Origin of the sequence: Nocardioides sp., assembly GCF_025964975.1 — a bacterium.
Classification (GTDB): domain Bacteria; phylum Actinomycetota; class Actinomycetes; order Propionibacteriales; family Nocardioidaceae; genus Nocardioides.
In genome coordinates this window covers 20,411-32,456 of sequence record NZ_JAOPXV010000011.1, presented here as the reverse complement: position 1 = coordinate 32,456, position 12,046 = coordinate 20,411, and the positions used below count along the sequence as shown (strand labels likewise).

The following is a 12,046-nucleotide window of genomic DNA, read 5'->3' as shown; positions in this document are numbered from 1 at the left end:
CTACGTCACGCACGACCAGACGGAGGCGATGACGCTGGGCGACCGGGTGGCGGTGATGAAGCGCGGCGTGCTCCAGCAGCTGGCGACCCCGCGCGAGCTCTACACCAACCCGGGCAACCTCTTCGTCGCGGGCTTCATCGGCTCACCGCCGATGAATTTCGTGCCGGCCGAGGTGGACGGCACCACGGTGAAGATGCCCTTCGGCACCGTCACGATCCCCGAGGAGCGGGCCAGGAACGCGCAGGGCAAGGGACTCCTCATCGCCGGGATCAGGCCCGAGCACTTCGAGGACGCCTCGGTCATGGACTCGTCGAAGGCAACGGGCTCCACCTTCAGGACCAAGGTGGACGTGGTCGAGTGGCTCGGCAACGAGGCCTACGCCTACATCCCGTTCGAGGCACCGCCGGAGGTGCAGGAGCAGCTGAACCAACTCGAGAAGGACCTCGACGGCGACCAGATGCGGACCCAGCTCGTCGTCGGCCTCGACGGTTCCAGTCGCATCAGCGAGGGTGACGAGGCGGAGATCTGGGTCGACGCCACCCAGATCCACCTCTTCGACCCGTCGACCGGCGAGAACCTCACCGTCGACCTCTCCCGGGCTGGGCGCATCCCGGAGCGGGAGGACCCCTCGGCCGCGGCCAAGGCCGAGCAGATGGCCGACCGGGGCGAGGAGGTCCACTCCGCAGACGGGTCCGCCACCGGGTCTGCAGGTGGCTCGACCAACGGCTCCACTGCCGCGGGAGGGTCGACGGCCGCCGGCGGCTCCACGGCGGCGGGCGACATGCCCCGCCGCTGAGCCGGCCAGCTCGACCAGACCAGCAACGGCGCCGATCCCATGGGGACCGGCGCCGTTGCTGTGCGTGCTAGTAGGTGCCGATGATCTTCTTCGGCGTCCCGGGAGGTAACAGTCGGGTCACGGTGACGCTGCCCATCAGGGCCAGCCCCCGGACGCGGATCGTCGGGGAGTCGGGACCGATGTCGGCGGCCACCTTGTCCTTGCCGTGGCCGTAGTCGCCCATGATCGCAGTGCCGTCCACCACGACGTTGACGTGGGACGGCACCACCACCTTGACGTCGCCCATGATCGCGCTGGCGTTGATCGTGGTGACGTAGCTGGAGAGGCTCGCCTCGCGCAGGTCGATGAGCACGCTGCCCATCAGGGCGAAGGCGGCATGACTCTCCGGCACGTGCCACGCGCCGCGGCGCTTGCAGTCGCCCATGATCGCCGTCGAGCTGGTGTGACCGGTCATGACGGCGGGCGAGCCGGAGACGTTCCTGGGCTGGAGCGAGCTCGTGACGGGTGCCACGGGGTGCAGGTCGGCGGTGATCTGGACCAGGTCGGCGTAGGTCTTGGCGGCAAAGGCCTGCTCGAGACGTTCGTCGAGCTCGTCCAGGTCGAGACGACCGGCGCCTGCCGCGGTCCGCAGGAGCTCAGCCACCTGGTGCCGGTCGGCGTCCGAGATTACGCATGCGGCTCGGGTCCCCCGCCGCGTTGCGGTTCTCCAGCTCACCACCCATGGGCTCACCCCACCGACCGGCGAGCCGCCTGAAGTCCTGCGCCGCGACGTGCTGGTAGTCCTGGGCGGTGACCCACTGCCCGCCCCACCGCCAGCCCAGCCGGGCCAGCGCCAGGACCGGCAGCTCGCCCGACCTGATCGGGCCGGGCGGCGGGTCGACGACGCCGTCGGCGTCCAGGCGCAGGGTCAGCACTCCCGTGTCGGGCTGCCGGTCGTGGTACCAGACGAAGTTGCCGAGGCCGTAGCTCACGTAGGTCTCGCCCGACCACCCGGAACCCCCGACCACGTGCGCATGACTGCCGAGGACCACGTCGACACCGGCCTCGGCGAGAAGTCGGGAGAGCGTGCGCTGCTGCAGGGTGGGGCACGACTGGTACTCGCGTCCCCAGTGCAGGTAGACGATCGCGAGGCCGTCCTGGTCTCGAGCCGGGTGCCGTGCACGCGGTCATGACCAGCACCACCGTCGCGGTCAGGAAGGCGACCACGATGTCGGTGGACCGCGCGCCCCGCCGCCGTGCCGCCCTTGCGCCCACGTCGCGTGTCCCTTCGGTCGTCCTGCTCACCGATTGTGCCTCGTGCCCGGCCGGCATCCGCCCGCGTTAGGCTCAGCGGTTGTGATCGACGCTGAGACCGCTTACACCGACATCCTCCCCAGCCACGGATCGAACGGCACCGACTCGACGCCGTACCGGCTGGTGACCACCGAGGGGGTCAGCACCTTCGAGGCGGACGGCCAGACCTTCCTCCGGGTCGATCCCGAGGCGATCCGCCGCCTCACCGCCGAGGCGATGCACGACATCAGCCACTACCTTCGACCCGCCCACCTCGCACAGCTGCGCCGGATCATCGACGACCCCGAGTCGTCGGGCAACGACCGCTTCGTCGCCCTCGACCTGCTCAAGAACGTCAACATCTCAGCCGGCGGCGTGCTGCCGATGTGCCAGGACACCGGCACCGCGATCGTGATGGGCAAGAAATCAGAGGGGGTCCTGACCGGCAGCAACGACGCCGAGGCCATCAACGCCGGGGTCAAGGACGCCTACACCACGCTCAACCTGCGCTACTCCCAGCTCGCTCCGCTGACGATGTTCGAGGAGACGAACACCGGCACCAACCTGCCGGCACAGGTCGAGCTGTACTCGATGCCGACGGAGAACGGGACCCCCGAGTACAAGTTCCTCTTCATGGCCAAGGGCGGTGGCTCGGCCAACAAGTCGTTCCTGTTCCAGGAGACGAAGGCGATCCTCAATCCGACCCGGTTGCTGTCCTACCTCGACGAGAAGATCCGGTCCCTCGGCACCGCCGCGTGCCCGCCGTACCACCTCGCCGTCGTCATCGGCGGGACGAGCGCGGAGTACGCGCTCAAAACCGCGAAGTACGCGTCCGCCCACTACCTCGACGACCTGCCGACGACCGGGTCGATGAGCGCCAACGGCTTCCGGGACCTGGAGATGGAGCAGGAGGTCTTCAAGCTGACCCAGTCCTTCGGCATCGGCGCCCAGTTCGGTGGGAAGTACTTCTGCCATGACGTCCGGGTCGTCCGGCTCCCCCGTCACGGCGCGTCCTGCCCGGTCGCGATCGCCGTCTCGTGCTCGGCCGACCGCCAGGCGTTGGGCAAGATCACCGCCGAGGGCGTCTTCCTGGAGCAGCTCGAGACCGATCCGGCCCACTACATGCCCAGTGCTGGCGTCTCGGACGAGATCGCCTCGGGCGAGGTCGTCAGGATCGACCTCAACCAGCCGATGGACGCGATCCTGGCCGAGCTGTCGAAGCACCGGGTCAAGACCCGTCTCTCCCTGACCGGCCCGCTGGTCGTGGCGCGCGACATCGCCCACGCCAAGATCAAGGAGCGCCTCGACGCGGGCGAGGAGATGCCGTCCTACCTCCGTGACCACCCGGTCTACTACGCCGGGCCGGCCAAGACGCCGGTCGGCATGTCCTCGGGGTCGTTCGGCCCCACGACGGCGGGTCGCATGGACTCCTACGTCGAGCAGTTCCAGGCCGCGGGTGGCTCGAAGGTGATGCTCGCGAAGGGCAACCGGTCCAAGCAGGTCACCGAGGCGTGCCACACGCACGGCGGGTTCTACCTCGGCTCCATCGGCGGACCCGCCGCGCGGCTGGCCCAGGACTGCATCACCTCGGTGTCGGTGCTGGAATACGAAGAGCTCGGCATGGAGGCGGTGTGGAAGATCGAGGTCGAGGACTTCCCCGCGTTCATCGTCGTGGACGACAAGGGCAACGACTTCTTCACCGACCCCTCGGGCGCCGTCGACGTGCCGCTGTCGGGCATCCGGGTGCGCTCCGCGCAGTAGCGGGCGGAGGTGCTTCATGGCCGACATGGACAGGGACAGGGACATCGTGGAGATCGTGGAGATCGCGCGCTCGCAGTCCGAGCGCGGCGAGGTGGTGCTCCGGCGCCGGACCAACGAGCTCGGAGCCGATGTGTTCGAGCTCCGGGTCAACGGCATCTTCGTCATGGACACCCACGAGACCAGCAGCGAGATCGCCCTCGCCGCAGCAGCACTGGAGCTCGTCGCCGACCCCCGCGACGTCGTCGTCGGCGGGCTCGGACTCGGCTTCACCACGCATCGCGTGCTGGCCGACCCGCGGGTGGAGCAGGTGACCGTGGTCGAGATCGAGGACGCACTCATCGGGTGGATGCGCGACGGCACCGTCCCGCAGGGACGCGCCATCCTGGCCGACCAGCGGGTCAGGATCGTCAACGCCGACATCTCGATGGCTATCGAGGAGGCACGCTCGACGTACGACCTGATCCTGCTCGACGTGGACAACGGTCCGGGCTACCTCGTCAACGAGGCCAACGAGCGCATCTACGAGCCGGACTTCCTCGCACGCTGCCGCGACCTCCTCAACCCCGACGGCGTCCTGGTGGTCTGGTCGGCCGCTGCGGCACCCGAGCTCCTCGACGCGATGCGCACAGTGTTCGGGGAGGCCGACGAGCAGGTGCATGACGTCCTGCTGCAGGAGCGACCGGAGACCTATCACCTCTTCCTCGCACGTCGCTGAGCCTCCGCAGCACACCTCTCGGGGGGTGGCGCGCGCGAGTAACGTCGAGCAGGTGAGCGAGACGAACGCAGGCACCCGGACCGAGCACGACTCCATGGGCGACGTCGAAGTCCCGATCGACGCCCTCTGGCGAGCGCAGACCCAGCGCGCGATCGAGAACTTCCCGATCAGCGGCGCCACCCTCGAGCGGCGACACATCCAGGCGCTCGCCCTGGTCAAGGCGGCGGCGGCGCGCGCGAACGGCGACCTGGGCGTGGTGACGCCGGAGCAGTCGGCCGCGATCGGGGAGGCCGCCGCGGCAGTGGCTGGTGGCGAGCACGACAGCCACTTCCCGCTGGACGTCTTCCAGACGGGGTCGGGCACCAGCTCCAACATGAACACCAACGAGGTGCTCGCCTCCCTCGCGGCCAAGGCCGGCGTGGACGTCCACCCCAATGACCACGTCAACGCCTCCCAGAGCAGCAACGACACCTTCCCGACCTCCATCCACGTCGCCGCCACCCTGGCCGTGGTGAAGGACCTGCTGCCTGCCCTCGCGACGCTCCAGGGCTCGCTGGAGGCGAAGGCCGACGAGTTCAAGGGGCTGGTGAAGGCAGGCCGGACGCACCTGATGGACGCCACCCCGGTGATGCTCGGCCAGGAGTTCGGGGGGTACGCCGCAACGCTGGCCTACGCCGGTGAGCGACTCGGCGCCGTACTCCCCCGGGTCCGGGAGCTCCCGCTCGGCGGCACGGCGGTCGGCACCGGGATCAACACTCCACCCGGCTTCGCGGCCGCCGTCATCGAGGCACTCTCGGAAGCGACCGGGCAGGACTTCACCGAGGCGCGCGACCACTTCGAGGCGCAGGGCACGCGCGACTCGCTGGTCGAGCTCTCCGGTGTGCTGCGGACCATCGCCGTGGGCATCACCAAGATCTGCAACGACCTGCGGTGGATGTCCTCGGGCCCGACGACCGGACTCGCGGAGATCCACCTGCCTGACCTCCAGCCGGGATCCAGCATCATGCCGGGCAAGGTCAACCCGGTGCTGCCCGAGGCCACGCTCATGGTCTGCGCCCAGGTGATCGGCAACGACGCCGCGGTCGCGTGGGCGGGAGCCAGCGGCAACTTCGAGCTCAACGTGCAGATGCCGGTCATCGCCCGCAACCTGCTCGAGTCGATCCGGATCCTGTCCACGTCGACGACGCTGCTGGCCCACCGCTGTGTCGACGGCATCACCGCCGACGCGGACCGGATGCGCACCTATGCCGAGTCCTCCCCCAGCGTGGTGACGCCGCTCAACAAGCACCTCGGCTACGAGGAGGCCGCCAAGGTCGCCAAAGAGGCGTTGAAGGACGGCAGGACCATCCGTGAGACGGTGCTGGCCCTGGGGTACGTCGAACGCGGCGTCCTCACCGAGCAGGAGCTCGACGCCGCCCTCGACGTGGAACGGATGACCTACCCATGAGCCAGCTGAACGACCCGGACTACGTCCGCGAGCAGTATGCGACCGAGACCAACCTGGAGACCCGCCGAGCCGTGTGGCAGCCGACCACCGACGGTCTCGACCCGGCCACCGAGGCCCTGCGCGCGATCGACCGGGCGCTGGTGGGCGACGCCCACGTCCTCGAGGTGGGTTGCGGCACCGGAGTGATGGCCGAGCAGATCAACGCGCTCCCCGGCGTCACCCTCGTCGCCGTCGACTTCTCGCCGCGCTTCGTCGAGATGACCGCCGCCCGCGGCGTCGACGCCCGGGAGGCCGACATCTGCTACCTGCCCTTCGAGGACGCGTCCTTCGACGTGGTCTTCGCCGGGTGGATGCTCTACCACGTCCGTGACCTCGAGCGTGCCCTCAACGAGGTCCGCCGCGTGCTGCGCCCGGGTGGCACGTTCGTGGCCGTCACCAACGGCAACGACCACCTCGCCGAGCTCCGCATCGAAGCCGGGAAGACACGCGAGATCACCCAGTTCAGCAGCGAGACCGGCGAGTCCGTCCTGCGCCGGCGCTTCGCCGACGTCCGCCGCCACGACCTCGAGACCCGCGCGGTCTTTCCGGACCACGCCACAGCGCAGGCCTATCTCGACTCCGCCCCCGGCGCCGGCGAGCTGCCCTTCTTCGAGGGCGAGCGTGAGTACGCCGGGCACGTCACGGTGTTCGAGGCGCGCTGAGCTGACCCCGCTGGTCAGATCCGCCGGTCAGGCCCATGGAGCAGATCGTGCTCGGACCTCAGTACCAGCCGTTGGCGGCCTTGAACGACCACGCGCTGCAGGGCGTGCCGTAGGTGTCCTGGATGTAGCCCAGGCCCCAGCGGATCTGCGACTCGGCCGAGGTCATGTAGTCGGCCGGCAGGTCGTGGAGCTGGGTGAGCGCCTGGGGGATGCCGTAGGCCGAGGACGTGGGGTTGTCGGCGTCGACGCGCCAGTCGGACTCCGAGACGTAGAGGGAGTCGAGGCAGGAGAACTGGGAGTCGTCGAAGCCGAACTCGGGCAGCAGGGCCCGGGCGATGTCACGCGGGTCAGCGGTCGACAGGTCCTCGGTGCGGGTGATCGCCGGGCCGTTGCCGGCTGACAGCGCGGCGACCTTGCGGGCGTCCGTGGTGCCGCGACGGTCCGAGCGGGAGACGAGTCCGGTCTGCGCCCGGCGCTCCAGCAGGCCGTTCTTCTCGATCGTGTCCGCACCCTGTGCCGCGGCGGCCGAGAGGTCGGCGGTGGTGGTCCCGGACGGGGCACCGAGGATGCCGTTGGAGACTGCCACGCCGGTGGCGGCAGCGGCCACACCGGTGAGCAGGAGGGAGGTGCGCAGTGCTTGTCGGGGGGCGGTCCTGACAGCTTTGTGCTTGCCGGGAGCCCGGTGCTTCGGGACGTACTTGTCAGACTTCGTCACAGGGAGGTCTCAGAGGGGGTCGACGACGGGGGAACGTGGTGCAGCGCGCGCTTGCCTGGTCCTACCAGTGATGCCGTGAACGGCTGTCGGTGCGCAGCGCACCGACCGTTCGGCCGGTCCCCGCGGGGGTGTTGCCGGAGTTGGTCACGAAACGGTCACGGGCACACCATGCAGGACCAGAAGGAGGCGTGCAAACCGAACACCGAATCTGTGGAGAAGTTGTGAACCACATGGGAAGCCACAGCCTCACGGACCACATCCGGCCCACCAGCCACAGTGCAACCGCCTCGCGAGCGACCTCGCGTCCCACCAGACTCACCGCAGACGGCCCGTGTCTGAGGCACGGGCCGCCGCTCGGCGTTGCCAGCGATGAGGCGATCAGAGGACGACGTTCTCCAGCATCTCGGTCACCAGCGCTGCGATGGGCGACCGCTCGGAGCGGGTGAGGGTGACGTGGGCGAACAGCGGGTGTCCCTTGAGCTTGTCGACCACCGCGACGATGCCGTCGTGGCGACCCACCCTCAGGTTGTCCCGCTGGGCGACGTCGTGGGTGAGCACCACCTTGGAGCCGGCCCCGATGCGCGAGAGCACCGTGAGCAGCACGTTGCGCTCGAGCGACTGCGCCTCGTCGACGATCACGAAGGCGTCGTGCAGGGAGCGACCGCGGATGTGCGTGAGCGGCAGGACCTCGAGCATGCCGCGGTCCATCACCTCGTCGATCACCTCGGGCGTGGTGAGGGCACCGAGCGTGTCAAAGACCGCTTGACCCCAGGGGCTCATCTTCTCCGACTCGGAGCCGGGGAGGTAGCCCAGCTCCTGTCCACCGACCGCGAACAGCGGACGGAAGACCACGACCTTCTTGTGCTGCCCACGCTCGAGGGTCGCCTCGAGGCCGGCGCACAGCGCGAGCGCCGACTTGCCGGTGCCTGCTCGACCGCCGAGGGAGACGATGCCGACGTCGGGGTCGAGCAGCATCTCCAGCGCCAGGCGCTGCTCGGCGGACCGGCCCCGGAGGCCGAATGCCTCACGGTCACCGCGAACGAGGTGCACCTGCTTGTCCGGACCGACCCGGCCCAGCGCCGTACCCCGCTCCGAGAGCAGCACCAGGCCGTTGTGGCACGGCAGGTCGCGGCCGGCCTCGAGGTCGAGCACACCCTCGTCGTAGAGCACGTCGAGCTCCGTCGAGCTCACCTCGAGCTCGGTCATGCCGGTGTAGCCCGTGTCGGAGTCGCTGATCGTCTCGGCGCGGTATTCCTCCGCCGCGAGCCCGACGGCCGAGGCCTTGATCCGCAACGGGAGGTCCTTGGAGACCAGCGTGACGTCGTAGCCCTCGTTGGCCAGGTTGCGCGCCACGGCGAGGATGCGGGTGTCGTTGTCGCCGAGTCGGAACCCGGACGGCAGCGATGCGGCGTCGGTGTGGTTGAGCTCGACACGCACGGTGCCGCCCTCGTCGCCCACGGGGACGGGCTCGTCGAGCCGGCCGTGCTCGATGCGCAGGCCGTCGAGCATGCGCAGCGCGGAGCGGGCGAAGAACCCCAGCTCGGGGTGGTGCCGTTTGCCCTCGAGCTCGGTGATCACCACGACCGGGAGGACGACTTCGTGCTCAGCGAACTTCTTCAGTGCGCCGGGGTCCGCCAGCAGCACGCTGGTGTCGAGGACATAGGTGCGGTTCTTCGTAGCGTTGTCGGCCACTGTGGACTACCCCTCACCGGACGGCGCGCACACTCCTCGCCCGCCCGAGCTCACCACACGGATCGGGGGGTCGGCAGGCCGGAGTGCCGGCCCCTCCACGCGCACAGGTCCACCGTGTTCGGCGGTGAGCCGATGTGTTGCGATGAGTCGTGAGTTCTCACGAGCTGGCCTCCGATTCAGCAGGCTTCCCCACCCGCCGATATCTCCGAAAGTACGCCCGGGAGGCAAGCCATCCGCCGCGACACGCCAGAACGCGGGGTGAACGGTTCGCGACCCCTGTCCGGACGGGTGGGGTCGAGCTCAGGACCCGAAGCGACGCTCCCGCTCGGCATAGGCACGGATGGCCCGGAGGAAGTCGACTCGACGGAAGTCGGGCCACAGGGCCTCGCAGAAGTAGAACTCGGAGTGCGCGCTCTGCCACAGCAGGAACCCGCCCAGACGCTGCTCGCCCGAGGTGCGGATCACCAGGTCGGGGTCGGGCTGGCCCTTGGTGTAGAGGTGGTCGGCGATGTGCTCGACGTCGATGACGTCGGCCAGCTCTTCCAGGGTGGTGCCGAGCGCCGCATGCTCCTGCATGAGCGAGCGGACGGCGTCGGCGATCTCACGGCGACCGCCGTACCCCACGGCGATGTTGACCAGGATGCCGCGGATGTCGCGGGTCTCGTCCTCGGCAGCCTTGAGCTTCTCGGCGGTCGGCGCCGGCAGCAGGTCGAGGGCCCCGACGGGATGGATGCGCCACTTCTTCTGCGCAGCCAGTGACTCGACCGCCCCCTCGATGATCGCGAGCAGCCCGGCCATCTGCTCGGGCGGGCGGTTGGTGAGGTTGTCACTCGAGAGCAACCACAGGGTGACGACCTTGACGCCGACCTCCTCACACCAGCCGAGCAGCGGGAAGATGTTGTCGGCACCCGCTTGGTAGCCCCCCGCGGTGTCGAGTCCGACCGCCTTGGCCCAGCGACGGTTCCCGTCGAGCATCACCCCGATGTGCTGGGGAATGCGGTCGGCCGGGAGGAACTTCGCCAAGCGGTGCTCGTAGGCGGGGTAGAGCACCCGCCGCACCGCGTCCCTCACCTTCGCCACGCCCCGATCGTAGCGAGGTCCCACCCCACGGGGTGGCGCTGGAGGTGAAGTGCCTCGCGTTCGGGGCACATACGACCCCCTGTCGCGTACGTTTTGTGCATGACCGACATCCTGCGAGACCGTTTCGACGAGTTCTCCGGGCGCGTCGAGGACGCGATCGCTGAGGCGAAGCCGCGACTGCGCGGTTGGCTGCACCTGGCCGTCGCCCCGCTCGCCCTCCTCGCGGGCGTCGTGCTGGTGGCGTTGTCCCCCGATGGCGTCACCCGGACCGGCTCTGCCGTCTTCGCCGGGACCGCACTGCTGCTCTTCGCCGTCTCCGCGATCTATCACCGGGGCAACTGGTCACCCACGGCGCACGCGCGCCTGAGGAGCTTCGACCACTCCAACATCTTCTTGTTGATCGCGGGGTCCTGCACGCCGTTCGCGCTGTTGCTGCTCGAGGGTCGCGAGCGGTGGACGATGCTCACCATCGTCTGGGGCGGCGCGATCGCCGGAGTCCTGATGAAGCTGCTGTGGACCGGCGCCCCGCGTTGGCTGTCCGCGCCCATCTACATCGCCCTGGGCTGGGCCCCGGTCTTCTTCTTCGGCGACTTCGTCACTGGCGCCATGGAGCGCTACGGCGCCGGCACCGGCACCGTGGTCATCACCCTGGTCGCGGTCGGCGGCGCCTTCTACACGATCGGCGGCGTCATCTACGGCATGAAGCGGCCCAACCCGTGGCCGCAGTGGTTCGGCTTCCACGAGGTCTTCCACACCTTCACCATCCTGGCCTTCGTCAGCCACTACGTCGGCGTCTCGGTCGCGACCTACTCGCTGCGCTGAGGTCGCGACCTACTTGCTGCGCTGAGGTCACTCAACCCGGCGGGCTGCCCAGGGTGAAGCAGGCGAAACCCGCCAGGGCGGCGAAGGCAGAAGTGATCGCCACGGCTCGCGCGACCAGCGGTGCACGCACCGAGAGCCGCTCCAGGACGAGATAGCCCAGTGAGATCAAGCCCAGGGCGACGCTGACGTGCAGCAGGACGGCCAGCGTCGTCCCGGCGATGGCACCGGCCACGCGGAAACGGCCCCACAGCAGGCTGAGCACCAACGGGATCACGATCGCGCCGGTCAACCCGCCAAGGACCTCCACCCACCAGAGGTGGTCCCCCATCCAGGGCACCTGCCAGGCGAGAGGCCACGCACGGTCGAACAGATCGCCGGTGGCGCTGTAGCCGAGATAGACGATCACCGCGAGCGAGACTGCCACTCCCGCGCGGTGGGCCCATCTCGTGGCTGTCGGCCACGGCAGACCACCCGGCACGAAGATCGTCGCCGCCGTCACGGCCGACCACACGATCCAGCGACGGATGATGCCGGTGCCGGTGTCTGCCATGGCGTCGCGGAAGACCCGGTCGGCCTCCACCCGAGTGACGGCGTGGCCCTCCGTGGACGTGTAGGAGGGCGCGCCACCGCCGTCGACCAGCGCGTCGTGCACCAGCGCGGCGGGCAGGTGCGCCCCGGTCTTGGGGACCAACCAGGTGAAGAGCGCCGGGGTCGAGGTCAGGTCGGTGCGGAAGTCGGGTGACGCGGGCACCAGGAGCTCACCGAGCACCCGGTCGCGGTAGGCGATCCGGCGCGCGAGGCTGAAGATCTCGACGCCGTCCGGCAGGTGCCGTTCGAGCACGATCCGTGGGTCGGCCTCGGGGTCGGGGGGCAGGCCGATGCGGTCCCCGATCGCCAGCACCCCGCCGTCGTAGAAGCGGCGCGGCTCGCTCTGCACCTGTCCGTCCAGCCCCCGAGATCGCATGCAGGACACTCTGGCACCCACCACCGACACCACGCGATCACTGCCCGGTCGATGCGGATCTATGGTTTCGCCCAGGACGAC

The 12,046-nt window shown here is 69.4% G+C and carries 11 protein-coding genes and 2 pseudogenes; 6 read left to right on the top strand and 7 right to left on the bottom strand.

The features are described from left to right. Positions 1-796 (top strand): annotated as a pseudogene (locus JWN68_RS00945) (hypothetical protein); the annotation flags it as partial. 67 nt (positions 797-863) lie between these two features. Here JWN68_RS00945 and JWN68_RS00940 read toward each other — a convergent pair. The 3 genes and pseudogenes from JWN68_RS00940 to JWN68_RS00930 all read right to left on the bottom strand — a co-directional run. Beyond that, positions 864-1,439 (bottom strand): DUF1707 domain-containing protein, encoded by a 576-nt coding sequence (locus JWN68_RS00940; RefSeq protein ID WP_297733329.1) that lies wholly within the window; start codon positions 1,437-1,439, stop codon positions 864-866. Then, on the bottom strand, positions 1,432-1,710 hold the full coding sequence (locus JWN68_RS00935; protein ID WP_297733335.1) for a M15 family metallopeptidase: 279 nt from the start codon (positions 1,708-1,710) through the stop codon (positions 1,432-1,434). The genes JWN68_RS00940 and JWN68_RS00935 overlap by 8 nt, the downstream gene beginning before the upstream one ends. A gap of 42 nt (positions 1,711-1,752) precedes the next feature. Next, a pseudogene (locus JWN68_RS00930) lies at positions 1,753-1,932 on the bottom strand (CapA family protein); the annotation flags it as partial. 199 nt (positions 1,933-2,131) lie between these two features. Between JWN68_RS00930 and JWN68_RS00925 the strand changes: the two are divergent. Genes JWN68_RS00925 through JWN68_RS00910 form a run of 4 tightly spaced genes read left to right on the top strand, consistent with a single transcriptional unit; the run spans position 2,132 to position 6,692 of the window. Continuing rightward, on the top strand, positions 2,132-3,829 hold the full coding sequence (locus JWN68_RS00925) for a fumarate hydratase (RefSeq protein ID WP_297733326.1): 1,698 nt from the start codon (positions 2,132-2,134) through the stop codon (positions 3,827-3,829). A 16-nt stretch (positions 3,830-3,845) separates the two neighbouring features. Next, positions 3,846-4,544: a hypothetical protein gene (locus JWN68_RS00920; protein WP_297733324.1), complete on the top strand. Its 699-nt coding sequence runs from the start codon at positions 3,846-3,848 to the stop codon at positions 4,542-4,544. A 52-nt stretch (positions 4,545-4,596) separates the two neighbouring features. After that, a complete protein-coding gene (locus JWN68_RS00915) occupies positions 4,597-5,991 on the top strand; it encodes a class II fumarate hydratase (protein ID WP_297733320.1) in 1,395 nt (464 codons plus the stop codon). Beyond that, on the top strand, positions 5,988-6,692 hold the full coding sequence (locus JWN68_RS00910; RefSeq protein ID WP_297733317.1) for a class I SAM-dependent methyltransferase: 705 nt from the start codon (positions 5,988-5,990) through the stop codon (positions 6,690-6,692). The genes JWN68_RS00915 and JWN68_RS00910 overlap by 4 nt, the downstream gene beginning before the upstream one ends. Positions 6,693-6,750: 58 nt before the next feature. On the opposite strand, the gene JWN68_RS00905 is transcribed toward JWN68_RS00910, so the two are convergent. From JWN68_RS00905 to JWN68_RS00895, 3 genes are all read right to left on the bottom strand, one after another. Further along, positions 6,751-7,407, bottom strand: a complete 657-nt coding sequence (locus JWN68_RS00905) for a lytic transglycosylase domain-containing protein (RefSeq protein ID WP_297733315.1) — start codon at positions 7,405-7,407, stop codon at positions 6,751-6,753. A gap of 378 nt (positions 7,408-7,785) precedes the next feature. Next, the gene (locus JWN68_RS00900; protein WP_297733312.1) at positions 7,786-9,099 is read right to left on the bottom strand and encodes a PhoH family protein; all 1,314 of its coding nucleotides are present in this window, start codon (positions 9,097-9,099) and stop codon (positions 7,786-7,788) included. Positions 9,100-9,399: 300 nt separating this feature from the next. Continuing rightward, positions 9,400-10,179: an isoprenyl transferase gene (locus JWN68_RS00895; protein WP_297733309.1), complete on the bottom strand. Its 780-nt coding sequence runs from the start codon at positions 10,177-10,179 to the stop codon at positions 9,400-9,402. A 99-nt stretch (positions 10,180-10,278) separates the two neighbouring features. On the opposite strand from JWN68_RS00895, the gene JWN68_RS00890 reads away from it, so the two are divergent. Further along, a complete protein-coding gene (locus JWN68_RS00890; RefSeq protein ID WP_297733306.1) occupies positions 10,279-11,001 on the top strand; it encodes a hemolysin III family protein in 723 nt (240 codons plus the stop codon). 31 nt (positions 11,002-11,032) lie between these two features. Here JWN68_RS00890 and JWN68_RS00885 read toward each other — a convergent pair whose 3' ends face one another. Then, positions 11,033-11,965 carry a DUF1353 domain-containing protein gene (locus tag JWN68_RS00885; protein WP_297733304.1) on the bottom strand — a complete coding sequence of 311 codons (933 nt, stop codon included), beginning with the start codon at positions 11,963-11,965 and terminating at the stop codon, positions 11,033-11,035. Positions 11,966-12,046 lie beyond the last annotated feature (81 nt).